Genomic DNA, 26,204 nt, shown 5'->3' on the forward strand with positions numbered 1-26,204 from the left:
TAATGAATATATAACATTCGTTCGTTGTATTGCTTGATGACAAACGTCAGGTGATATTATGAGAACAAAAAACGCTTACATCCCGCTAATTATACTGATCATACTTTCGACGATAACTGCCGGTGCTATGATAATGAACGATACTGATAGCAGCGATAAGATAATGGTCGACGACGAAGGACTTGAAGCAGATGCTCCAACTGTTGATGGAGATATTTCCGAAAGCGATCCGCTACAGCCTATAAAGACAATTGCTACTGTCATTGGCATCGACTCATGGGACGGAACAAAAGTCCTGCTTCTTGACCAGGACGAGAGCGACATCGGGGAAGGCTACCCATGCGACCTGTATCTGATGGTCGGAGAGGAAACAACCATCTCAGATAGTGATGGAAACGAGCTTTCAATTGATGATCTTACTGAAGGAACAAGGGTCGAAGCACATTACGGACCAATGACAACAAGAAGCCTCCCACCACAAAGCAACGCTGTGAGTATTGTCGTACTTGATGAGAATGTACCGACCGGTCCACAGCCTGTCAAGACCACCGGAATAATCCTCGGAACTGAAGTATGGAGTGAGAACACAGTTCTACTTCTTGACCAGGATGACAGCGACATCGGAGAAGGTTATCCATGCGATATCTTTCTGGTAACAGCTCAGGAAACGGTTATCACAGACAGCAATGGGAATGAACTTACCATTGAAGATCTTACAGAAGGAACTAGGATTGAAGCTTACTACGGACCAATGGTAACAGCAAGTCTGCCGCCACAAAGTGGAACTTTGAAGATCGTGGTCTTAACAGAGTGAAATAAGAATAGCAATTTCATGGTTACAAAAAGGTGATCAGCTTTTTGACCATGTCTCCTCTTTTCTGATAATTCTGATCAACCCTTGTCATTTCTACCAACTATTTTCTATTCTCCAAAAAGTCTAATACCCTTAAAAATTAATTATATTAACAGTTAAAAGAATAATTCATTCTAATAACGGGGGTTAATAATGGGAGATCGTAAATACATTCGATGGTTCGAAGAGATACGTATAGAGGACATACCTTCGGTCGGAGGAAAGAACGCCTCTCTCGGTGAGATGTATCGTGAACTCACAGAGAAAGATATAAAGATACCAAACGGTTTTGCAGTTACAGCAGATGCTTACTGGCACGTCCTGGAATCTGCAGGTGTGCTGCAAGAACTTAAGGATAGTCTGGAGGGACTGGATACAGCAGATGTAACTGACCTTGCTGAAAGAGGGAAAAAAGCAAGGAGTATAGTACTCGATGCAGGAATTCCGGATGACCTTTGGGAAGAGATCAAAGAAGCCTACGACAAACTGAGTGAAGAGTACGGAGTTGAGACCGACGTAGCAGTCCGCAGTTCTGCAACAGCAGAGGACCTTCCTGATGCTTCATTTGCAGGACAGCAGGAAACCTACCTTAACGTGCACGGCTACCACTCTCTGAAAGATGCATGTAACCGTTGCTTTGCCTCTCTTTTCACGGACAGGGCGATCTCCTATCGTGTACATCATAAATTCGACCACTTCAAGGTCGGCTTGTCAATAGGTGTCATGAAGATGGTACGCTCAGACCTTGCATCCAGCGGTGTGATATTTACCATCGATACCGAATCCGGATTTGAAGATGTTGTCTTCATTACCGGAGCCTACGGCCTCGGTGAAAACGTCGTGCAGGGACTTGTCAACCCGGATGAGTTCTACGTTTTCAAACCGACCCTGAAAGAAGGTTACAGGCCTATCATCAAAAAGAAGCCGGGTAGCAAAGAGATAAAGATGATCTACGGGCGCGGGGATTCACGCATACTTACCCGTAATGTGGAAGTTCCTCTTGCAGACCGGAGGAAATTCTGCATTAACGATGAGGAGATTCTCCAGCTTGCAAAATATGCAGCCACCATCGAGGACCACTATTCCAAAAAGAAAGGTAAGGCTGTACCCATGGATATCGAGTGGGCAAAGGATGGTAACACCGATGAGTTGTTCATTGTACAGGCAAGACCTGAGACGGTCCAGTCGAGGAAGAGAAAAGATGTCCTTGAGACATACTTCCTTGATGAGCATTCGAACGTTCTTGTAAGCGGCAGAAGTGTGGGTGACAAGATAGCTGCCGGTAAGGTCCATGTTATCGACGATGTTTCCAAGCTATCATCCTTCCAACACGGAGAGATACTGGTAGCCGATACCACAACCCCTGACTGGGAACCTATCATGAAGCGTGCCGCTGCCATCATTACAAACAAGGGCGGAAGGACCTGCCATGCAGCTATCGTCAGCCGTGAGCTGGGAGTTCCTGCGGTCGTGGGTGCAGAGGATGCTACTGAAAAATTGAAGAACGGAATGGATGTCACTATGAGTTGTGCTGAAGGTGATATCGGTAGGGTCTACGAAGGAATACTGCCTTTCCACATCGAAACGGTTGACCTCAAGGGCTTAGGAAAAACAAAGACCGAGATGATGATGAACCTTGGTAATCCGGAAGAGGCATTTGGACTTTCCATGATACCGAACGATGGTATCGGACTTGCAAGACTTGAGTTCATCATTACAAGTTACATCAAGGTCCACCCTATGGCACTGATCCATCCTGAAAAGATGGAAGATGAGGGTGTGCTTGAGGAAATTGAGAAACTAACCTCTGGATACAAGACCAAGGAAGATTATTTCGTGGAAAAGCTTTCCCAGGGAGTGGCGACCATTGTAGCCTCATTCTATCCGAAACCTGTGGTGGTGCGTATGAGCGACTTCAAGTCGAACGAGTATGCCAGCCTTATCGGTGGAGAATATTTCGAGTTCGAAGAGAGCAATCCGATGATAGGTTTCAGGGGTGCATCACGCTATTATGATGAGCGCTACAGGGAAGGATTCGCACTTGAGTGCAGGGCTATGAAGAAGGTCAGGGACGAGATGGGACTGACAAATCTTATCCTTATGATACCTTTCTGCAGGCGTATCGAGGAAGCGGAAAAAGTGATCGCTGAAATGAAAAAGAACGGTCTGGAAAGAGGACAGAACGGCCTGCAGGTCTATGTGATGTGCGAGATCCCGAGCAATGTGTTGTTGATAGATGAGTTCAGCAAATACTTTGATGGCTTTTCCATTGGTTCCAATGACCTCACTCAGCTGACCCTTGGAGTTGACAGGGATTCTGAGATACTGGCATCGTCCTTTGATGAAAGGGATGAGGCTGTGAAGAAGATCGTTTCCATGGCAGTGCAGGGTGCAAAAAGGAATGGTAAGCACAGCGGGATATGTGGTCAGGCGCCAAGTGATTTTCCCGAATTTGCTGAGTTCCTTGTGAGGGAAGGTATTGATTCTATTTCGCTGAATCCGGATTCTGTGATGAAGATCTCATTGAAGGTACTGGAAACCGAGAAAGAGATGGAATGAAAGGCGGGCTAATGCTCTGCCCATATTTTCTTTTCAGAACTGAAAACCTCGTTTCAACGGTATTACTAGAGGATACGCTTCTTCATAAAATTCAGACTTCATTTTCCTTCAGCATCTCTCCTTGATTCGCTTTCTATCACGTTTTTTAATGGGATTATTGCTGTAGATCTAAGTTATTCCCTGGTTAGTTCATGGTGATTTTCGAGATAATACCACTTGTGTTTTGTTGCAAACTTGCACAGGAGACTTCTAATGATTAAATTATTAGAATGTTGACTGAATTTTAAAAAGTGATTATCTTAGGATAAATATATTTTTATATTTTATAGGAATTATATTGGCTCGTTCTATTATTGGTGACTAGTATGAAAAAAAGTATAAGATCATATATTCTGAAATCCTCTATTGTACTTTTAGTGTTGATCCTATTTCTTGGAACTGCATCAGCTGCAACAATTACGGTTGGAGAAAGTGGCAAAGATCACACTACAATAACTGATGCAGTTGCAGCTGCAAATCTTGGTGACATTATCCTCGTAAGTGATGGAATTTACAATGAAGTCGTAAATGTCAACAACCCTGTAACAATTATCTCGGAGAATGGTTCTGCAAGCACAGTGATTCAAGCATCAGGTAACTCTGTATTTACAATAAATGCCGACAATGTCACTATTAGCGGATTTAATATTGCAGGTGCAACCAATTGGGGCGAAGCTGGCATTGAGGTATCATCAATTTCTTATTGTAATATTTCAGACAACCTTTTGACTGGCAATTATTATGCTATTTATCTTGATTCAGCAAATAACAACACTTTGACCAATAATACTGTCAGTTCCAATGATTACGGTATTTATATTACTTATTCAAGTAATTATAATACTTTGATTAACAATACTGCCAATAATAACTCTGGCACAGGTATTTTTCTTTCTTCTTCAAGTAATTATAGTACTTTTACCAACAATACTGCCAATAACAACTCTGGCGCAGGTATTTTTCTTAATTCTGCAAGTAACAATAATTTGACAAACAATACTGCCAACAACAACTTTGGTTATGGCATTTATCTTTCCTCATCAAGTAATAATATTTTGACCAACAACACGTTCAATAACAACTCTGATATCGGTATTATTCTTGCTTATGCAAGTAATAATACACTAAATAATAATATAATGTCATCAAATACCTATAATTTTAAAGTTTATGGTGTAACTTTAGGAGATTTCCTGAATGATATAGATCAGACGAATTTTGTTGATGATAAACCGATCTATTACTGGGTCACTCGTTCAGATGAGGAAATACCTTCAGATGCAGGACTTGTATGTGTGGTAAACTCCACAAACATCACTGTCAGAGATCTTGAATTGACCAATGGGTTTGATGGTGTTCTGTTTGCATATACCAGTAATTCAATAATACAAAACGTCACAGTATCAGAAAATAATCGTGGTGTACATATTCAATCTTCAAGCTTTAATGTTCTTGATGATATCACTGTCATTAATAACAAAGTCGGTCTTAGTCTTAATTCTGCAAATAATAACATTTTGACCAACAATACTGCCAGTAATAACTCTTATGACGCTTTTTCTCTTTCTTCTTCAAATAATAATATTTTGACCAACAATACTGCCAGTAACAACTCTCGTTACGGCATTTACCTTTCCTCTTCAAGTACTAATACTTTGACCAATAATACTTTCAGTAACAACTCTGATACCGGTATTTATCTGAATTCTAAAAATAACTATAATACTTTAACCAACAATACTGCCAGTAACAACTCTCGTTACGGCATTTTTCTTTCCTCTTCAAGTAATAATACTTTGACCAACAATACTTTCAGTAACAACTCTGATACCGGTATTTATCTTGGTGGTGCAAATAATAACATTTTGACCAACAATACTTTCAGTAACAACTCTGATACCGGTATTTATCTTTATTTTTCAAATAACTATAATACATTTGCTAACAATACCGTCAGTTCCAACGATTACGGAATTAATCTCTTTTTTAAAAATAACTATAATAATTTTGCCAACAATACCGCAATAGGCAACAATGTTTGCGATTTACTGTCAAATTGTGAAAACACTTTACTGTCAAATTATGAAAACACAGTAGAAAATCTTATGGTAACACATAATTCATCAGCTATATCACTGTTAACTGATACAAGTGAGATTTCAGTAGTTGGGGATGAAACTCATTCCATAGTTCCAGCTGATAAAACTAATGTCAATGGATATGTTGATATTGTCCATTCGTCCGGAGTGTGTTTAAACGTTACATTCTCTTATGATGATTCGGGAATGAGCAGCATCCGGGAAGCTTCCGTCGAATTGTTCCGTTTGAATGGTACCGAATGGGTGGAAGTTCCAAATGCTTCATTAAACACAAGCGAGAACTATGTTTCTATAAATCTCTCTGAATTCGGAACATTCGGTCTCTTTTCTGATCCGGAAATTCCCAGCCCTTCAGATCCGTCTGATTCATCTGAAAAACGTGACAGTTCTGTGGCCAGAAGAATTATTTCAGAAGGAACAACCCAACAGTTGCTTTTAGATGAGGATGGAGAAATAATGGGCGATACCGTTGTAAAATCATCAGATTCAAAAGCAACAGCTACCCTTTTTAAGGGAACTGTAGCTCTTTCTTCTTCCGGAGATCCTCTGAATAAAGTTATGATCACCATGCCGTTATCCCTGCCGGCAGATGTTCCTAAAGATGTGACCTACTCCGGTCTTTACTACGACTTCGAACCCTCAGGATCCACTTTCAACAAGGACGTTATGATCACCATGGATTTCGATCCGAAAGAATTTGAAAGTACAATTCCGACGATCTACACCTACACATCCGAAGACGGATGGGTTGCACTGGACACGGCGGTTGATAGGGAAAATGGCAGGGCGACAGCGATGGTGTGTGAGTTTTCAGTCTATGCACTGTTTGGAACCGACGTTGAAGATGTGAATGAGGTCATTGTGGCTACGCCAGCAGCAACTGATGGACCAGCCATTGTTACGGAGGAAGAAATACCGGTCAAGACTGACACTAATTCCGGCTACCTCTATTTTATTGCTGGTCTTGGAATCGTTCTGGTGCTTGGAATATTTATTCTAAGAAATCAGAAGGACGATGGAGGGCTTTAAGCCCTTCATGTTTATTTTTTAACTAGCAAATAAAAATATAAATTAAATTTGAGTTCTCATTAGAAATAAAAAAGATCAATCGATCAGCCGATCAACCGGTTGATATCCTCGCTATCGATAATTCCCACGAGCCTTTTCTTCTCATCGACCACAGGCAAAGCGGAAATGCTATGCCTTTCCATGCGTTTTGCACCGGCAACTATGGGCTCCTCAGGCATTGCCACAAGTACCTCTTTTGTCATGATATCGTCCAGATTACAGCTTTTAAGTGCAACAGCCTTTGAGATATCCCAGGACGTAACGATACCTGCGAGACAGCCTTTCTCATTGACCACCGGCAGATGTGTAAGTCCTTCCTCGAACATGACCTTTGCAGCCGTTTCTATGCTCACACCTTCTTTGATGGTGGCAACCTCTTCGGTCATGACATCGCCAACGGATGTGTGTGTCAGGAAATTGTGGACCACATAATTGATGTGACCGCTCTCGAGAAGGAAAGCATCGTGGCCATAGCTGGAGTCGATCTCCCTGTAGCTTACATCATGGTCATTGAACAGGAGGGCCTCCACTACCTTCTTTGACTGGTATGGAGGATATAGCCAGTCCGACGTAATTGAGATAAGGAGCATCTTTGCTTTGATGTCCTTCAGACCTTCTGCAAGCGAACCGTTCTTTGAAAGATCAAAATAATCCACTGCTTTTGTCACGTAGAGATAGGAATTAGCATCAAATCTTTCAGTAAATGTTTCTCCCTGGTATTTCAGGTAGCTCTCGACCTGAAAATCATGTGACATGTCGAATTTATAATTCTCCCCTTGCTGAAGCTTCCTGCCGAATTTATCGTGCATCGAGTCATCGCTAAGGTATGTGATATGAGCTATCATCCTGGCTGTGGCTAATCCATGCACAGGGGCCTTTCCGGAATAATAGTTACCTTCATCCCAGTCAGGATCGGAAACGATGGCATTCCTGCCAACTTCATTGAATGCTATTTGCTGAGGTGATGAAACTGCGGTGGATGCGATGACGACCGCTTTCCTTACAAGATCCGGGTAAGCAACTGTCCACTGGAGGGTCTGCATACCACCCATGGAACCGCCTACTACAGCAAGGAGGACCTTGATCCCGAGATCTTCGACCAGCTTTTTCTGTACGTTCACCATATCTCCGATAGTTATCACCGGAAAAGTGATGCCATACGGTTTGCCCGTATCAGGATTCAGTGATGCAGGACCTGTAGTGCCCATGCAGCCACCCAGTACATTTGAACAGATCACGAAATACCTGTCAGTATCGAGTGCCTTCCCCGGACCGATGACATCTTCCCACCAGCCGGGCTTGCGGTCATCGGGACTATGTCTGCCTGCAGCATGTGCATCACCTGTAAGGGCATGGCAGACAAGAATTGCATTACTCTTGTCCTTGTTCAGGTTACCATAGGTCTCGTAGGCGACCCTGATATCCTTCAGGGTCTGCCTGCCTTCTAAAAGGAATTCACCTTTAATTGTATGATAATTTGTTCCAACAATACCTACGGACCTTTCACTCACTTCTGTGACCTCTCTAAAGCCTGATCTATGTCAGCAATAATATCTTCTGCATTCTCAAGACCTACAGACATCCTTATGAAATCATCGGTTACACCGGTCTGCTCACGCTCTTCCTTTGTGAGCTGCTGGTGTGTTGTGGATGCCGGGTGGACGACGAGCGTCTTTGCATCACCTATGTTAGCAAGGTGGGAGAGCAGTTCCACGTTCTCGATGAACTTCCTGCCAGCTTCCAGTCCGCCCTTGACGCCGAATCCAAGAATAGCACCATAGCTTCCGTTCAGGTATTTGCCTGCAAGTTCATGGGATGGATGATCCTCAAGGCCAGGGTAGTTCACCCATTCGACCAGTGGATGGGATGCAAGGTGCTTTGCTACCTTTAGTGCATTCTCACCGTGTCTCTGTACCCTCAAAGGAAGTGTTTCCACACCCTGTATGAACTGGAATGCATTGAACGGGCTCATTGCCGGTCCAAGGTCACGCAGATGTTGTGTACGTACCCTGAGTATGAAAGCAAGATTTCCCATTCCCGGAATATCTCCGAAGGATTCCCAGAACTTAAGGCCATGATAGCTTGGGTCGGGTTCTGTGAACTCAGGGAACTTTCCGTTGTCCCATTTGAAGTTTCCGGAATCCACGATTATACCGCCTATGGAAGTACCGTGACCTCCGAGGAACTTGGTTGCGGATAACACTACAATGTCTGCACCATACTCTATTGGCTTTGCAATTCCTACGCCCACTGTGTTGTCCACAATTAGAGGAACGCCTGCATCGTGAGCGATCTTCGCGATCTTTTCGAGGTCTGGAACATCAAGTTTTGGATTTCCAATTATCTCTACATAGATGGCACGTGTCTTGTCGGTGATCGCCTTCTCGAACTCTTCCGGTTTCGTGGAGTCCACAAAGTTCACTTTCCTGCCGAATTTCGGGAGGGTGTGGTTGAAGAGCTGGTATGTACCACCATAGAGATTGTTGGCAGAGACGATCTCGTCACCAAGTCTTGTGACAGCTAGAACTGTTAAGGAAATGGCAGCCATTCCTGAAGCTACACCAAGTGCACCTGTACCGCCTTCGATGGCAGCCACTCTTTCTTCCAGAACACCGGTTGTCGGGTTCATCAGACGAGTGTAGATGTTGCCGAATTCCTTCAGTGCGAAAAGGTTCGCTGCGTGGTCTGCATCTTTGAAGAGATAGGCAGCGGTCTGATAGATAGGAACAGCACGTGACCCTGTGGGGTCAGGCTGATGTCCTGCGTGTAATGATATTGTGTCCAATCCGTAATTCTTTTCAGTCATAATAGTACCTCAGTTAATGTTAAGTTCGTATTTTTCAGCGATCTCAAGGAATGCATCCGAGAGATAGTGTATCTGGTCCCATGAGAGTCCGTATGTGCTCAGCTTCCAGCTTCTTGTAGCACCGGGGAATTCACCTGCTATACCGCGTTTCTTCAGTTCGTCACTGAAGAAGTAGCCCCTGCGTTTGTGTGTCTTTGCTACCTTATCGAAGCTGTTGGTGGTATCCACCTTGGAAAGAGCATGCTTTCTCGGGAACTCGCTCAGCACTTCATTTCCTTCTATCCTCAGGAATTCGTTGAGGAAATAGTTGGATTTCTTGACTTCCTCATCCCAGTGCTTTGTCCTTTCTTTCACGTATGGGAACGATGCCATCATTGATAGCAATGGAGCTCCCATCAGTGTGCACCCAAGGAACTCGACCTCCTTGATACCAAACTTCCTTCCGGTGACATCCCCAACCATCTGTGTGGTCCTGAATATCTTGTCAGACCATTCTTCCGTGGTTGCCAGTACTCCTGAAGGAGCAACTGATGCCATGCTCTTGTGTCCGGAACCGACTACGAAGTCCGCACCGATCTTCTTTCCATCAACAGGCATGATACCTACTGTATATGCCCCGTTGTACAGGAATGGGATCCCATATTCCTGTGCCACTTTACCGATACCATAGATATCGTGCTCATTACAGAACAGATAGTCGAAATGGTCGATCATGATAAGAGAAGGTAATTTACCAGTTTCTTTCCTGACCTCATCGATCTTGTGTGCCACAGACTCGGCTGTGAGTATTTTCTCCTCGTTCACAGGAGCTTCTTTTACAACTCCACCGGCACCTTCCACAGCGAGGAATTCCGTATAATGTGCAAATGCAGATACGACCACCGTGTCACCCTTTTCAACAAGAGTCGATGCAACGGCCTGGAAACCTCTTCTGGCACCCGGGACCACTCGTGCCTGATCCATTCCAACGAACTCCGCGAGATCTGTGTGGAATTCTGCGATCGAAGGCTTTTCGATCTTATCGAGCCTGAAGGGCTTTCGGCAGTTGTCACAGGTTGAGTAACCATCCCCATAAGCTATGACAGCTTTGCGGGCTTCAGGGGTAAGTCTTCCACCGGCCTGAATGGGCTGTATGTTTATGAACTCCTCTTCCCTTGTTCGGCACATAAGGTCGCCCACAATACTGACAGGTTGTGTTTGGCCGTCTTTTGCGCCTATCTCCTCGATAAGGCCGCCAAGACCCGACACGATCTCAGAAAAGCGTGCAGACTGCTCATCGCTCATACCCGTAGGTAAAGCCTGCCTTACTATTTGCCTGAGATCCTCCAGTGCGAACTGGGTTTCAAATATTTTGTTGGCGAGATATTTTTTATTGATTTGTTCATCCATTCTGTTACCACCTGCTCGTTGAGGGATATGCAAAACTGTAAAAACAATTTTGAACCCCAATCGATCGGTCTGCTATACCTGAACCACTCTCTTGCTGGTTCCTTTAATTTGTTAACAGCGTTAACTGCGTATAGATTTACAAAACTGCTATATAAAAGTAGCTGACTGCAGCACTTATAAGTTGCAGAAGTAAACCCACGCCATACTATGGTGTGATTTAATTATATATAAAGTAAAGGATTGTGGCAATGTATCTATATGCACATTTATATGCCAAATATAGCGGCAAAGTACACACATTTTGGATACACTTTTATATGACGGAATTTAATATATATTATACAAGGTCAAGAGTTTGCCGTTTCTCTTGACCTTAGAACTAATCTGAAAGGTCTGGGGACTTTTCAGATTTTCGATGTGGGGGAACATCTCAACTTGCACATCACGGCCATTCAGCCGTCTGGTCGTGATATGCAAATGCATTATTATTGATAAAATTACAGCCTTTTCTTAAAATTAAATTTTTTCAGCTTATTCGGATCTGTTCTGAATTCTCTGCATTAAACCCACAATTGAATTTTTTTAAGTAAACCTTAATAGCAAGAAAAGCCCAGTACTATATATACAATATTCAGGCGGGGGTTACTATGAAAATTGATCGAACTTTATGGCTATTACCTATACTTTTTCTACTCTTATTCGCAGGCAATGCAAGTGCAGCTTCGATGTTCGATGCCGGAGATACGGTTATCATCGACGATCTAGTTGAAGATGATGTTTACCTTGCAGGCGATACACTAATAGTAAGTGGTACTGTGCTGGGGGATGTCGTGGCTACAGGTGGCACAGTCCAGATCGATGGGAACATTTCCGGCGACCTCATTGTTGCTGCAGGTGATGTTACTATTACCGGCAGTATCGGTGATGACATAAGGGTCGCATGCGGTAATTTTGAGCTAAGTGGAAATGTCGGTGACGATCTTCTGGTAACTGCCGGAACAGTGTCCACAAATGTAGAAGCAACTGTTGGCGGTGACACGACCATAAGATGTGGCGATGCGGACCTTGAAGGGAATTTCGGAGGCCTGCTGGATGTTTCAGCAGGCAATCTGGTATTCTCCGGTAATGTCGAAGGAGATGCGATACTGGATGCAAACGACTTGATCATCGAACCTGATTCCAGCATAAAAGGTGATCTGGAATACAGTAGCTCCAATGAGATCTCCATCCCGGCCGGTATTGTCGGAGAGGAGATCAAGTCTGAAAGAATAGCACAAAGCGGAGATGATTTTGATGGTGAAGGTGTGCTAAAAGTAATATCCTTCATCGGTAAGATCGCGTATTATCTCTTCCTGTTCGCTCTCGGAGTAATACTCATCCTTGTCTTCCCGGAAAAGACCGAAGAGATCGTAAAGGACATACAGGAAGAAACTTTCAAGAACATCGCAGTGGGACTTCTTTTGCTGGTAGGTGTTATCATCGGATCAGCCATCCTGATGATAACTATAATCGGCATCCCGATTGCGCTCTTAATGCTATTGCTGCTGCTGATCGTACTGATGTTCGCAAAGGTATACACTGCAATGTGGCTTGGAGAGATAACGTTCAGAAAAGCAGGTTTCGAATATAATCAGTGGACTGTACTTGCAGCCGGACTTTTCCTGCTTCTGGTTCTGACTGAACTGCCATTTGTAGGTGGACTCATCAGCCTTCTGGCAACGCTGGTAGCAATGGGAAGTATGTACTTTGCATTGAAGTATTGATGCAGGGGACGTACTTTTTCTTTTTTGTTTTTGCTTTTTTAGTTTTTTCAAAAATAGCAGATACACTTCAAAAAGCAAATTCACTCAAAGACCAGCACATCATCCGGCGAGATCTCCACGATCACCCGTGAAAGACCGATATCTCCTGACAAGCGTGTCGGAACCTCGCACAGCAAAATAAAATCGCTACTATCAAGTTCAACAGCCATCATTTTACTGCTGCCTTTATCCGTAATATCAATGACATTGCCGGCAAAAACATTGCCATCGCCTAAAAATAGCCCCTCATCATAGGCCTTTATATGCACATTCTCAGGCCTTATCCCCAGGGACACTTTTCCAGATGGATTAACACTGGAACTTGTTATGAACTCCAGACCTCTCCCTTCGACCACAGTCCCTGCAGTAGAACTTCCAATCACTTTTCCGTTATCAAAAATATTGCTGACTCCCACAAGCTCGGCCACGTTCCTGTCAACAGGGGAATAGAATACCTCCCTCGGGCTACCTGTCTGATGAACCTTGCCATCATGGAGAACTATTACCCTATCTGCAAGCGAAAATGCTTCATCGGGACTGTGGGTGATGAACAGGATCGGGATCTTAAGCTCATTCTGAATTGCTTTGATCCTTTCCCTCAGGCGCATCCTGACGACCATATCAAGAGCGGAGAACGGTTCATCCAGTAGCAGTATCCCTGGTTTTGGAGCAAGAGCACGTGCAAGGGCAACTCTCTGTTTCTGGCCGCCTGAAAGCTGTGAAGGATACCTGTTCTCCAGCCCCTCGATGTGCAAAAGGCGAAGCATTTCGAACATACGTTCTTCTTTCTTCTCCTTATCCCATCCCTTGAGGCCATAGGTGATATTCTTCCTTACATTCATATGCGGGAAAAGGGCATAGTTCTGGAAAACGTAACCCGGCCTCCTGTATTGTGGCTGAAGGTTGATGCCTGAAATACTATCGAAATATGTCTGATCATTGACAACAATGCTGCCATTATCAGGTTTTTCCAGCCCCGCGATGCATCGAAGCGTCGTGGTCTTACCGGAACCGGAGCGACCAAAAAGGACCACCAGTTCATCCCTCGTCTCAAAAGTAGCATCCAGTGAGAAAACATCCTCACTTCCGCTCTTTTTGTTGCGGGACCTGTATTCCTTTGATACGCTCACCTTTATACCCATTTGACCACCTCACACACTCCATCGGTCCACAAACCTTGCAGTCAGTGCCATGGACAACAAAGAAACAACAACAAGGGTTATGACAAGAATATTTGCCAGTGCATCATTGCCTGACTGGAATGCAGTATAAATAGACAGCGACATCGTGTTAGTCTTCCCGGGAATATTGCCAGCAACCATAAGGGTGGCACCGAACTCTCCGACAGCCCTTGCAAAGCTCAGCACGATGCCTGCAAGTATGCCTTTTTTGGCAAGGGGTAGGGTCACAAAGAGCATGGTCTCAAGCTCACTATGTCCAAGCGTGTAAGCCGCATACTCCAGTTCACGATCCACTGAACCTATTGCAGAGGCCGTTGTCTTGACCATCAACGGTAGTGACACAACAAAAGCTGCTATCACCGCAGCATGCCATGTGAAAAGCAGCGACCATCCTGTCAGTTCAAATATCGTCTGACCTATTATTCCGTTCTTACCCAGCAGGACCACCAGAAGATAACCGGTAACCGTAGGTGGTAGCACCAGTGGGAGAGTCACAAAGATATCTGCGAGCCATTTCCCCCTGAACTCCCGCCTTGCAAGTGCATATGAGATCAAAATCCCAAGCACAGCTACAAAAGCAGTTGACAGGACTGCCACTTTGAGAGTTATCAACAGGGGGATCCAGGCATCTTCAAGCATCAATTATCATCCATTAGTTCGCATCTGTTACTGTAAAACCATACTTTTCGAATATAGCTTTTCCTTCATCTGAAATCACAAAGTCGATGAATTCCTGTGAAACTTCTTTTTCGGTCGAAGAAGAAACGATTGCAATAGGATAGCTGATGTTTGTAGTGACCGGAATTTGCGCCACGATCTCGATCTCATTCATATTTGATGTCATCGCATCTGTCATATAGACAAAACCTGCATCTACCTCTCCGTTCTCAACATAGACCAGAACTTGTTTCACAGTTTCTGCATAGATGAGCTTTTCACTTACATCATCCCAAAGGGATGCTTCCTCAAGTGATCCTTTTGCATATCTTCCAACAGGTGCAACTTCAGGGTCTCCAATTGCTATCTTTGTTACCGAATCGTCTGTCAGGTTCTCAAGATACATTATGCGGTTCTCTTTATCTTCACCGGTTGCCGGAGAAATCATCACAAGTGAGTTCTCAGCAAAGTCATGTCTTGTAGAAGTATCTATCAATTGTGCTTCTTCAAGGATGTTCATGTGCTTCTGGGAAGCCGAAGCAAAGACATCGATAGGAGCACCAGCCTCGATCTGCATACGAAGGGAACCGGAACCTGCAAAATTCATATTTACATCAACATCCGGATTTTGTGCTTCAAATTCCTGTTCGATCGCCGTAAAGCTCTCGGTCAGGCTCGCAGCAGCTGAAACTGTGATCTCTGTATTCTCCTCTGCCTGGGATGACGGCATTACTAACATAGCTGCAGCTGCAATGAGTATCAATGCTGCAATAACAATAATCAGATGATTCTTTTCCATAAGATCCCTCATATCGAGCATATTATGCCGTTATGTTTTCATAAACATATCGGTGTGGAATTGGATCTGTGATATAAACAATTATTGCCGAGTTTGATCCTCAATCTCAAAAAACAGTAGATAAATCCATGTCTGGAAATAGCGGCTTAATGAAACATGGTAGACTCTACGGAATTTTCACTGAGCTAAATTCCATAAATTTAATCTTATTCCTTACTTCCACTGACTTCCAGAGTACTTCTGAGCTTTGGGATCTTTATGTGGACTGTGGTCCCCTCTTTCGACTCACTTTCGATCCAGATCTCACCGGAATGTGCATCAACGATCTCTTTGCAGATGTAAAGACCCAGTCCTGTTCCTCCATATTTTCTTCTGATCGATGAATCGATCTGGTAGAACTTCCTGAATAGGTTTGGAATTAGTTCTTTGGGAATACCTATTCCGGTATCGTGGACGGTAAGGTGGAGATATTTTTCTTCCTCATATGCACCCAGGGTTATCATACCACCCGGAGGAGTGAACTTGATCGCATTATCGACGATGTTGTTCAGCATATCCACCAGGCGGTCCTTATCAGCTACTATCAAAGGAAGACCAGAAGGGATCTTCTTTTCAATATGCAGATCGTTAGCCTCGACGAGCATGATAGTATCCATAACGGTGTTGTTCATTATTTCTGCTATCTGACATTCCTTAAAGTCGTATTCAATGATCTCTGCCTGTGCCTGGCTTACGTAAAGGAGAGAATCCACCAGACGCCTGAGCCTTTCTGAATTACGCATTACTGTTCTAAGTGAGGTCTTCTGTTGGTCGTTAAGATTACCAAGGGTTCCATCATAGACATTCTGGGTATAACCTTTGATGCTGGTAAGAGGGGTCCTTAGCTCATGGCTTACATTTGAAAGGAAGGAATCCTTCATCTGGTCCAGTGATTTTAGTTCCTTATTTGCTTTTTCAAGTTCATCCGAATATGTCTGAAGCGAATCAAGAATATCATTCAATCCCGAAGGTATCTTCCTGAAGTCCACCTCTACATCCGTCTCAGCTCTCCTTTTCAGATCGCCTTTCAGGGCAGAATTCGAGATATATGCAAAATTGGAAACAATATCATTGATCGGACGTGTAATTGACATCGCGACCAGATAAGCTGCACCTGCCATGAAGATCAGTGCAAGTGATGATATGAGGATAAGTTCATTCCGCAGGGCTGTTACATCCGCAAGCATATCATCTTCCGGGATCACCAGAATAAAGGAATAATTTCCAGTACGTACCGGCTCATAGAAGATTATCGAATGGTCGCCTGTTGTCGGGTCGATGGTCTCAATATGGCCTCCCTTTCCGACAAGGATATCGTCGCCCATGCGTGATATCTCAGGATCGTTAAAATCATCAAGTGTCTTTGATCCGATCCACTCCTTATGCACAGGATGGGACAGCAGTATGCCGGTGTTACTTGTGGTAAAAGCATAGCCTTCTTCAAAAGCAGTGACATTTGAAACGATCTCGTCTATATAGTTGAGTGATACATCTACCCCTCCTATACCGACGAACTCGCCATTCCTCATTATTGGTGCTACATAGCTCGCAATAAGTTCACCCTGATACACGTATGGTTCTGTAAGTACTTCCTCTTCATTCTGTTTTGGCAACTGGTAGTAATCAAGGGTATCATAGTCCAGAAGAGGTTCCACGAACATGGTGCCGCCGATCTTGTTCCAGTAAGGTACAAGGCGCCCTGTAGAATCATATCCTTCGGTACCTGCAAATTCAGCATCCCTGCCGTCGAAAGCATTGGGCTCGAAGCCTGCATATGTACCTATCAGATTGGGATTATCCACGAGGATCTCCCTTAGAAAATCATTGACTTCCTCTCTGTCAGAGGAATTGTAAACGGTCAGTGTGCTTGCGATCGTCCTGGCAATGGCCATGTTCGACTGCATATCCGAGTTGAATTGGTTTGCATAATTGCTTGCTTTCTCTATGGACTTCTTGTATGCAATTTCCTCATGCTGAGTTGTGCTGGTATTGATAATGATAGCTGTTGTAACACCCATTACTATAAGGACACTGAATCCGATGTACAGGATCAGTTTTACTTTTAGAGGCACATCATCCATTTTCATGCCGGACACCTTACTGAACGCAAACAGATATTATACCGATGCAATATTTTTCTCGAAAGCAAGAAGCACAAAGGAAAGATAGCATTTCCATTAAAGGAAGACTACACTAACCTCAATACCTAATCTAAAATCCCTAATATTATATTTGAATGACAAACATATAAATGTCTGCTTTTTGAAACAATTGAGCAGGCTTTTGAATTAAATAATCAAACTCTTTAAATATAATCATTACTATCAGTAATATTATGCAACTTCCGACTCCTGAGAGACTAAGGCAGAAAAGGATCGAACTGAACCTTACACAGAGTGGTCTTGCAAAGCGTGCAGGCGTTAGTCAGCCTTTGATAGCCCGTATAGAATCCGGCGATGTTGACCCTCGGCTTTCCACACTCAGGAAAATATTTACCGCTTTTGAGGAAGTTGAAAAGGAAAAGATACTTGCAAAGGACATAATGCACACTCTTGTGATATTTGTTTCTTCTGAGGATTCAGTTGAATCTGCTGTTAACCTTATGGAAAAGCATGGTTTTTCGCAGGTCCCGGTGATCGATAATGGAGTACCCGTGGGAAGTATTTCTGAGGATACTATTATTAAATACATGGCTGACAGGAAGGCTTCTACCATATCCCAGATGAGGATCAAGGATATGATGGGCGATGCGTTCCCCACCGTCTCGCCAACCACTGAACTTGATGTTATATCACACATGCTTGAGCGAAATCCTGCTGTTCTGGTGCTTGAGAAGGGAGTTACCACTGGTTTTGTGACAAAGCACGATGTGATCAAGCTGTTGCATGGCTAAAAATTAAGAAAAGCATGCATGTGCCGGATGCATAGTATTATTGTTTTTTTGCTGCTTACAACATGCAATTATCGGGCTATATTATCGAGATGGAGGAACATTTCTCATTTTAGATAATGAAATGCTAGCTACATGTTAGATTGACATCGATTCAATCAAACTATAATAGCATAATAAACAATTAAACCAACTCTGGAATATAAACCTTCTTTAAAAATACAGTTAATCGAATTCATGAATAATATTTAATTCGATGATTAGGGCAGAATCACTTATAATGCTATACTGCATACTATAATACTAAGGAAATTGCTACAAGGGGTAATATATTTGAAAATAAGAGTTTGTTTTATAATAGCTTTTATTTTTCTGATAATGGCTGCAGGTATTACAGTAGCAGATACTATCACTGTGGATGATGGTGGTGGGGCTGAGTATACCACTATAGAGGAAGCTGTAAACAATGCAAATCCTCATGATACTATCATCATTCATCCTGGAACGTACACCGAAAATGTGGATGTGAACAAATCGTTAACCATAATATCACAATCTGGGAATCCAGATGATACTATTGTTCTAACTGCAGATTCGAATGATCCTGTTTTTTATGTGACAGCAGATAATGTGACAATTAAAGGGTTTACTTTAAAAGGTTCTAATTATATTCGCGAATACGGAATATATCTTAATGGAGCCAATAATAGTAGTATTAGCGACAATAAGTTACTTGATTATTGGTTTGGTATCAAAGTTTGGTCATCCAATAACAACATTCTGAGGAACAACAGCATAATAAATTCTAATAATAACCATATTGGAATAAACATGGGCTCTTCCGACAGCAATACCCTAATCAATAACACTGTATTAAATTATCACTATGCAGTTACGATGAGCTTATCCAACAACAACACACTAAGCAATAATAATTTATCATACAGCAACAGCGATGGAATCGCTACAAATAATTGTCAATATAACCTGTTACTGAATAACATTGTAAACTCTAATGCTGATTCTGGCATTCATTTTCGTAATTCAAGCAATAACAGGATAATTGGCAACATCATATGTAACACCACTAAATATGGGGGCATATCTTTTTTAGACGGAAGCCACAATAACATCGTCTACAAAAATCACTTCAACAACAACAAAAATGATGTAATGACTTTTCCCAAGTATAAATTTATTTACGATATTTTTCTAGGAATCTTCCAGAAATATTGGGATTCTTTTTTAAAAATTATTCCTGACTAATTTTATTTAAGGGCAAGGACTTATCTTCATCATAGCAGATTGGATTATAGAATCTCAATCTCGTAACCATTAAAAAAGAAAAAAAGAGGTTCTGATGTTGAATCAGAATCAGTCTGAATGAAGAAGTCTTACTGTGTCCCTGATCCGGAAGGAATCGCCATCATACATACCTGTCAAAGGTAGGTAACCATGGTAACCCTGTCTATCCCCTTCAATATACTAACCATCTTCAACCATACCTCGTAGTGTATCTCTATCCGGACTAAAGTGAAGCACCAAATCCATATAGGTATCACCATTGACATCTTCATATCCAGCCATGAACTCTCCATCTTTGGGTCCATGATTGAACTTATCTGGTGCAACCCCAGCAAACATCACACTATTTAGATCTATCAGGTTTACATCAGAGGTGGGTGAACCCAATATTGCAACTGGGATCTAACCATTGGCTTTTACATTAATGGAATTTGGCTATGAATCATATTTGATGTCTAAACTTACTCCAGGCGCAATCGCGGTGCCCGCGGCCACTAGCGTTAGTAGTAATGCTATGGCTAAAATACCTATTTTCTTTGCTTTCATACCTACTACCCCCATATATTATTTTATTAGATGGTCTTGTTCGGATCAGCTAATATCAATTAAAAGTTATATGTTTAGTAATATATATTCTCTCTGCAAAAATGAAAAAAGATGCGAATTATAATAATGATGAGGTTTTAGGAATAGAACACAGAAATACATAGAAGCCGACAGTGCCGAACCAAGCATGAAAGATATGAACAGTAGTAAAGACCAAGCAGAGACCATTGGATGCCATATCAACATTCAAGGAGATTATGAAATTCTGCCTCATGTAATAGCAGCTCGAAAGCTAACATCTTTATTTCATAAACAGAATGCATAACTAACTATCAATGTGGACAAGCAAAGCATTCAAGAGATTTCAATTCCATGAAACCAGTTATATACTAGGTTTACATTAGATACGACATTCACTTACTTTTATTAATAAAAATACCAGGAGAATTATATGGACCTTGAAGACACATTATTAATGATGCCTGGCCCTGTTCCTGTTGCACCAAAGGTGCTCAGGGCAATGTCAAAACCCATGATAAACCACAGGGGCAAGGAATTTTCTGCAATGTTTGATGACTGTACCGCAATGCTCAAAGAGATCTTCCAGACACAGAACGATCTCATGATAGTCAGCGGCTCAGGAACAGCTTCAATGGAAGCTGCGATCGGATGCACCATCGATAAGGACGACAAGGTTGTCGCTATCGAGAACGGTAAGTTCGGTGAAAGGTTCAAGGACATCGCAGCCAGATACGGACAGGTAGTTCCTCTTGAGTTCGAATGGGGACAGTCCGTTGACCTCGACCTTGTGGAAGAGAAACTTGCAGAAGGTGCAAAAGCTGTCACAATGGTCCACAATGAGACCTCCGCAGGTATCCGCAATCCAGCTCCTGAAGTTGGTAAGCTTGCAAAGAAGTACGATGCACTGTTCATCATGGACGGAGTTACCTCCATCGGCGGAGATGATGTCAAGGTCGATGAATGGGGAGTAGACATCGCTGTTGTAGGTTCCCAGAAATGTGTTGCTGCACCACCAGGACTTTCCATGCTCTCCGTGAGCGAACGTGCTTTTGAAGCAATGACCAAGGAAAACCTGCCATACTACCTTGACCTTAAGGCATACAAGAAGAGTGCAGACAAGTCCCAGACACCATACACACCTGCAGTACCACTTTTCTTCGGACTTCAGGAAGCACTGAAGATCGTGATGGATGAGGGAATGGAAGCAAGGGCAAAGCGCCAGGCAACCGGTGCTGCTGCTATTCGTGCTGCAATGGATGCTATGGGTATCGAAATGTTCCCACAGCTCAATGAGGTCAGCGGTTACTCTAACACCGTTTCTGCAATGAAAGCACCTGAAGGTGTCAGCGGCAACGATATCAAGAGTGGCATGATGGACAAGGGAATCATCATCGCAGGCGGTCAGAACAGACTCAGCGGCCAGATCTTCAGGATCGGAAGCATGGGCAATGTCGCACCAAAGGACATCATGCTGACAATCCAGGAACTCGAACTTGTACTGAAGAAACTCGGCGTTGTTAATGCGATCGGTGCAGGCACAGAGGCAGCTGCCAGCGTACTTGACACACTGTGAATTACATGAAGACCATAGGCGTAGTAGACACGACCTTTGCACGTTTCAACATGGGACGTGCTGCGGTCGATGAGATCCAGCAGAACGTATCCGCTAAGATCAAGCGGATCACAGTTCCCGGCGTAAAAGACCTGCCGGTGGCATCCAAGAAGCTCATAGAGGAAGAAGGATGCGACATCGTCATAGCCTTAGGCATGCCTGGGGCAAAGGAACAGGATAAGATCTGCGCACATGAAGCTTCAACCGGCATTATACAGGCTCAGCTTATGACGAACACCCACATCATCGAGGTGTTCGTTCATGAAGATGAGGCTAAGGATGAAAAGGAACTGGCATTTCTTATGGAAATGCGCTCCCGCGAACATGCCTTAAATGTCGTTAACATGTTGTTCCATCCCGAAAAACTTGTCAAACAGGCCGGTACTGGTCAGAGACAGGGGTTCGAGGATGTTGGTGCTGTGAGGCACTAAGATAGTTTCTTTATTCTTTTTTATCCTCAAGCTCATTTTTTCGAGTTACTGTTTTTCCATCCGGTGTCAACTTTAAACATTTACATCTTCAACATAAGCCCGCAGTATTTCGGCAACGCTCCATGCCTGTGAGATGCATCCTCCGGGTCTGTGCGGGGAATCGCCATCAAATACCTCTGAGATAGTTCCTATTCCGACCTCATCAAGATGAGCTTCAAAATTAACTAGCAATTGCCTGCAATATTCCCGGCCTAATGGAGACCTGTTGTTGACCTTTACATGTGCAGTAATAAATGGTCCGAGTAACCACGGCCAGACAGTGCCGTTATGATATGCGTGGTCCCGACAATCTCTGTCACCCCGGTATCTTCCATTGTAGCGGCTGTCCTTAGGCGATAAGGACCTCAGTCCATAGGGTGTTAATAGATCCTCCTTCACCTTTTCAACGATCATCATTTTCTTTTCATGATTAAGCATCGTGTAGGGAAGTGACACCGCAAATATCTGGTTCGGTCTGACAGCTGCATCTTTAGTGATCGACATATCCTCATTTACAGAAACGCAGTCATAAAGGCACAGATCCGTTTGATTCCAGAAAGTGTCAGTGAAGTTGCTCTCTGCCAGTTGGGCAATTTTTTGATACTGTTTTGTGTTTTCACCTAATATTTTCCCCAGCCTGATGGCAGTACATAGAGCATTATACCACAAAGCGTTTATTTCGCATGCTTTTCCAGCCCTTGGTGTGATCTCCATGTCCCCGATCTTAACGTCCATCCAGGTAAGCTGACCATCATGTTCAATGAGTCCGTCCTCATCCATCCGAATTCCGTATAAGGTTCCTTCACTGTAATTCCGGATTATTGAAACGACTGTTTTCCACATTTCTCCGACAAAAGCTACATCCTTTGTATAGGAATAGTATCTTCCAAGTGAATGGATGAACCACAGTGAAGCATCAACCGTATTATAATCAGGAGGGGAAATACCGTCATCTGAAAAACGGTTTGGTATAAGTCCTCCTGAACAGTTCTCAGAAAAGGTCTTCAGGATCTCTTTTGCATCATTGAACCTTCCTGTTACAAGAGTGAGTCCCGGAAGCGCTATCATCGCATCTCTTCCCCAATCTGCAAACCAGTGATAACCTGCAATGATCGATCTTGAGCTGGTAGAACTGCGTTTGACAATGAAAGAGTCTGCAGCATTAACGAGCTTCTGTGTGAAGTCACCCTTTAGATTGTCATGAACCTGCAAACTTTTCTGCCTTAGAAGTTCCTTTTGATATCTGGAATTCACAAATTCTTGATCAATGTCCTTACTTTTCAGGATGCTGTCCGAGGCTACAACGTACAACTCACTCGAAGGTCCCTGAATTTGTTTTTCAAAATAACCGGGGTTATAGAGATCTTCCTGGTAAGCTTCTCCTCTTTCACGTTCAATGTCATACTCGACACTATAGTTCCAGTAGGGTTTGTGTCTGTAGTGCATATTTGATTGTAGCTGTAGATCACAATCAGCAGTTCCGATCTGAATTTCTTTAGGGTAAAATATTTTACCAAAATTGATGTGTCCTGCCTTCCCAAGATGGTGATAATTCCTGTTTGTCACAAGAGGGAATATCCGGAAAACTATGTCCTCATCATCAGGATTGAACAGTTTATATTTTACAACTGTTGTGTTCTGTCCATAGATCATGAAAATTGTCTTTATGATCCTGATGTTCCTGATGCTGTACTCAAAGGTCGGTAACGGGGAAGCAGAAAAACGATCGAGATATTCGAAACCCGATGGATACAGTGTATTGGGGTACCTGTGATTTGCAAGACGATAGATCTCATCACCAATCATTATCTCTTCATCAAGGGAGGAAAGCAAGACCCTTCGGTCAACCGGAGGATTTGCAGAAGCTATCAGAAGACCATGGTATTTCCTTGAATTTTCACCAATAACAGTGGATGATGCATATCCTCCGATACCGTTTGTGATAAGCCATTCCCGGGAAATAGCAGAAGCATGATCAAATTCAGCATTGTATGTTGCAGATGGGGACATTCGAATTACACCTCGATATATTCACTTCGAACTTAATCTGTCATTCTGATCTCAGCTGGTCCAGAAGCAATGCATTTTCAATAAACAGTGCACAACTCCAGGCCAAAGGCCTGGCCCATGCAGCTTTCCCTGTATTTTTGTCTACCTGCTCGGATAGCAGACCGTTACTCGTTGCACTCCTCATTGTCCATTTTATATATTCAAGCGCCTTATTCACCAGCAGGTCATATTCATCATCCTTGTTCTCCAGGGACATGGCAAGAATGAGTAAGGCACGCGAAAGCCATAATGTTGTCACTACCCACGGATTACCACCGATATAATCATCATTTTCATAACGTTTTATCCCAAAATAACCATTAACCGGAACTTGGAGGGCTTTTTCAATATGCTCTATCATTGATACAATCATAGCTTTTTCATCAGGATCATTCGGTGAAAGAACACCAAAAGGAGTGAAAGTCCCGATCATGCTCGAATCTATTGTTCTGTGGATATTGTTGTCAATAATACCTTTGGAAAAATATCCTTCCTTAAGCCACAGCTTATCAATGGTCTCTTTCCTGACAAGGTCAGCCCTGTCAGACCATTTTTTAGCGAGCATGTGCTCATCAGTCTCTTCAGCCAGATGAGCAGCACCTTTCAGACCTGCATAGATAGCAGCATTTGTATAACTGAATATTCCAATCTCAGATTCCCACAGGCATCTGCATGGATCATGAAGCCCCTTTTCTGTCCTTTTTATCAGATATTCTGCACCCTTCCGGACAGTTTCCCGGATGTTTTCCAGGAATTCAGCTCTTTTAGTTCCTTCAAGTTCCCTATAATAGCGATCGATTGCATAAAGCGTTGAACCGGTCTCATCGATCTGGGTGGTATCGTCAAAATTACTCCATGAGGGGGCTTCCTTTGCATCAAGCCAGTATCTCTGGAACCATGACCCATCAGGAAGTTGTGCTTTTTTACACCAGCCAAAGAACTTTTCGGCATATTCGGGATAACCGGCATTCATAAAGGCAAGAACAGATTCTGCCGCATCCCTGTTCCAGCAAAATCCATATCCCCCACACATCTCAAAAGCAGGATCGAACTCAGGAGCAGCTAAAATTGCCCCTCCTTCGGGATCGGTAAGTAATTTCAGAGAGAGTAATGAATGATCGTATAAGGCCTTTAATTTGTTTTTGAATAGTGGATCATCATCAAGTGCTGATAATTCCAGTGATCTCTTTTTTGATAGCCAGCGAATGGAGTCATTTTCAGATCCGTGCATTATACCATCAGAAGACTGCTTCCGAACATCAGCCATAAGTTCATATATCGGCTGCCTTTCCGAAGCGATGCCAACAAAAATGGTGATCGTGACCGTCTCACCAGGCTGGAGATCAAGGTCCCAGCCTATGGAACTGTCCATATCACCTATATCTTCCATGTTTTGCTGGAGCTGGCCATCTTCCATATCATTTCTGGCACTTGCGACCCAGCCTTTATCCTGTATCTTACCGACCTGCCAATCTTCAAATCCCGGATTACTTGCCAAGCCAATGTAGAAGTTTTGCATGTATTGAACAAGCAGGGCGTTGTTCACATCACAAAAAGCAGAGTTCATTCTATGGGTTCCCCCTGCCTGGAAATTAGAATAATAATAAAATTTGCCTTCAAAATGTTCTTTTGAAGTGATCTCATACTTCCTTACAAGAACCGGATTGGATCGATGCACAATATCATGAATTGATACTTCGATACCGGAAAAATGAGAAAGGTGTGTCCTTATAACGTTTGTGTCATCTGATGATGCCTGTTTTCCATTCCATTCAGGAGAATCCAGCCATAGTAATTTTCCACCTTTGTAAATGCAAGCTTTGGACTCTCCAACGTGTTGCGGTCCATCTCTGCGGGGATAAAAAAATCCCCGTAGATCGCCCTTTTCACCCAGTGACACAAGCAACTTATCATTGCCAAGTATGGCATTTGGATGCCGGATCAGATATTTCACCCCACACTAAGGACTGTTGTCAGGTTATTTATTAGTTCGTCTATCAACCCAATTGTTCGTCAATTG

The 26,204-nt window shown here is 43.1% G+C and carries 17 protein-coding genes; 8 read left to right on the forward strand and 9 right to left on the reverse strand.

Annotated elements, in window-relative coordinates; genetic code table 11:
• The first annotated feature begins 58 nt into the window (after positions 1-58).
• From J7W08_RS03035 to J7W08_RS03045, 3 genes are all read left to right on the forward strand, one after another.
• Entirely contained in the window at positions 59-814 is a 756-nt protein-coding gene (locus J7W08_RS03035; RefSeq protein WP_233085176.1) for a hypothetical protein, read from the forward strand.
• A 192-nt stretch (positions 815-1,006) separates the two neighbouring features.
• On the forward strand, positions 1,007-3,412 hold the full coding sequence (gene ppsA, locus J7W08_RS03040) for a phosphoenolpyruvate synthase (RefSeq protein WP_233085177.1): 2,406 nt from the start codon (positions 1,007-1,009) through the stop codon (positions 3,410-3,412).
• A 365-nt stretch (positions 3,413-3,777) separates the two neighbouring features.
• A complete protein-coding gene (locus tag J7W08_RS03045; protein ID WP_233085178.1) occupies positions 3,778-6,579 on the forward strand; it encodes a NosD domain-containing protein in 2,802 nt (933 codons plus the stop codon).
• A gap of 83 nt (positions 6,580-6,662) precedes the next feature.
• Here the strand turns inward: J7W08_RS03045 and metX are convergent, their stop codons facing one another.
• The 3 genes from metX to pscS are packed head-to-tail and all read right to left on the reverse strand — an operon-like array spanning position 6,663 to position 10,813.
• Entirely contained in the window at positions 6,663-8,129 is a 1,467-nt protein-coding gene (gene metX, locus J7W08_RS03050) for a homoserine O-acetyltransferase MetX (protein ID WP_233085179.1), read from the reverse strand.
• Entirely contained in the window at positions 8,126-9,424 is a 1,299-nt protein-coding gene (locus tag J7W08_RS03055; protein WP_233085180.1) for an O-acetylhomoserine aminocarboxypropyltransferase/cysteine synthase family protein, read from the reverse strand. Before J7W08_RS03055 ends, metX begins: the two co-directional genes overlap by 4 nt.
• Positions 9,425-9,433: 9 nt before the next feature.
• Positions 9,434-10,813, reverse strand: coding sequence for an O-phospho-L-seryl-tRNA:Cys-tRNA synthase (gene pscS, locus J7W08_RS03060; protein WP_233085181.1), 1,380 nt, complete (start codon positions 10,811-10,813; stop codon positions 9,434-9,436).
• Between the two features lie 647 nt (positions 10,814-11,460).
• Between pscS and J7W08_RS03065 the strand changes: the two genes are divergently transcribed.
• Positions 11,461-12,576, forward strand: coding sequence for a DUF8173 domain-containing protein (locus J7W08_RS03065; RefSeq protein ID WP_233085182.1), 1,116 nt, complete (start codon positions 11,461-11,463; stop codon positions 12,574-12,576).
• A gap of 80 nt (positions 12,577-12,656) precedes the next feature.
• Here J7W08_RS03065 and J7W08_RS03070 read toward each other — a convergent pair whose 3' ends face one another.
• The 4 genes from J7W08_RS03070 to J7W08_RS03085 form a co-directional block, all read right to left on the reverse strand.
• Entirely contained in the window at positions 12,657-13,757 is a 1,101-nt protein-coding gene (locus tag J7W08_RS03070; protein ID WP_233085183.1) for an ABC transporter ATP-binding protein, read from the reverse strand.
• A gap of 9 nt (positions 13,758-13,766) precedes the next feature.
• A complete protein-coding gene (gene modB / locus J7W08_RS03075) occupies positions 13,767-14,435 on the reverse strand; it encodes a molybdate ABC transporter permease subunit (protein ID WP_233085184.1) in 669 nt (222 codons plus the stop codon).
• Positions 14,436-14,448: 13 nt separating this feature from the next.
• Complete coding sequence (gene modA, locus J7W08_RS03080; protein ID WP_233085185.1) at positions 14,449-15,252, reverse strand: molybdate ABC transporter substrate-binding protein; 804 nt, start codon at positions 15,250-15,252, stop codon at positions 14,449-14,451.
• Between the two features lie 206 nt (positions 15,253-15,458).
• Positions 15,459-17,378 carry a sensor histidine kinase gene (locus J7W08_RS03085; RefSeq protein WP_233085186.1) on the reverse strand — a complete coding sequence of 640 codons (1,920 nt, stop codon included), beginning with the start codon at positions 17,376-17,378 and terminating at the stop codon, positions 15,459-15,461.
• 248 nt (positions 17,379-17,626) lie between these two features.
• On the opposite strand from J7W08_RS03085, the gene J7W08_RS03090 reads away from it, so the two are divergent.
• From J7W08_RS03090 to ribC, 4 genes are all read left to right on the forward strand, one after another.
• Entirely contained in the window at positions 17,627-18,184 is a 558-nt protein-coding gene (locus J7W08_RS03090) for a CBS domain-containing protein (protein WP_233085187.1), read from the forward strand.
• 330 nt (positions 18,185-18,514) lie between these two features.
• Complete coding sequence (locus tag J7W08_RS03095; RefSeq protein WP_233085188.1) at positions 18,515-19,447, forward strand: right-handed parallel beta-helix repeat-containing protein; 933 nt, start codon at positions 18,515-18,517, stop codon at positions 19,445-19,447.
• 1,036 nt (positions 19,448-20,483) lie between these two features.
• On the forward strand, positions 20,484-21,626 hold the full coding sequence (locus J7W08_RS03100) for a pyridoxal-phosphate-dependent aminotransferase family protein (RefSeq protein ID WP_233085189.1): 1,143 nt from the start codon (positions 20,484-20,486) through the stop codon (positions 21,624-21,626).
• A gap of 5 nt (positions 21,627-21,631) precedes the next feature.
• On the forward strand, positions 21,632-22,096 hold the full coding sequence (ribC, locus tag J7W08_RS03105; protein WP_048205117.1) for a riboflavin synthase: 465 nt from the start codon (positions 21,632-21,634) through the stop codon (positions 22,094-22,096).
• A gap of 72 nt (positions 22,097-22,168) precedes the next feature.
• On the opposite strand, the gene J7W08_RS03110 is transcribed toward ribC, so the two are convergent.
• Positions 22,169-24,145, reverse strand: a complete 1,977-nt coding sequence (locus J7W08_RS03110) for an amylo-alpha-1,6-glucosidase (protein WP_233085190.1) — start codon at positions 24,143-24,145, stop codon at positions 22,169-22,171.
• A gap of 40 nt (positions 24,146-24,185) precedes the next feature.
• On the reverse strand, positions 24,186-26,138 hold the full coding sequence (locus J7W08_RS03115; protein ID WP_310742508.1) for a glycoside hydrolase family 15 protein: 1,953 nt from the start codon (positions 26,136-26,138) through the stop codon (positions 24,186-24,188).
• Between the last annotated feature and the right edge of the window lie 66 nt (positions 26,139-26,204).

The sequence above is a fragment of the Methanococcoides orientis genome, assembly GCF_021184045.1.
GTDB classification, from domain to species: Archaea; Halobacteriota; Methanosarcinia; order Methanosarcinales; family Methanosarcinaceae; genus Methanococcoides; species Methanococcoides orientis.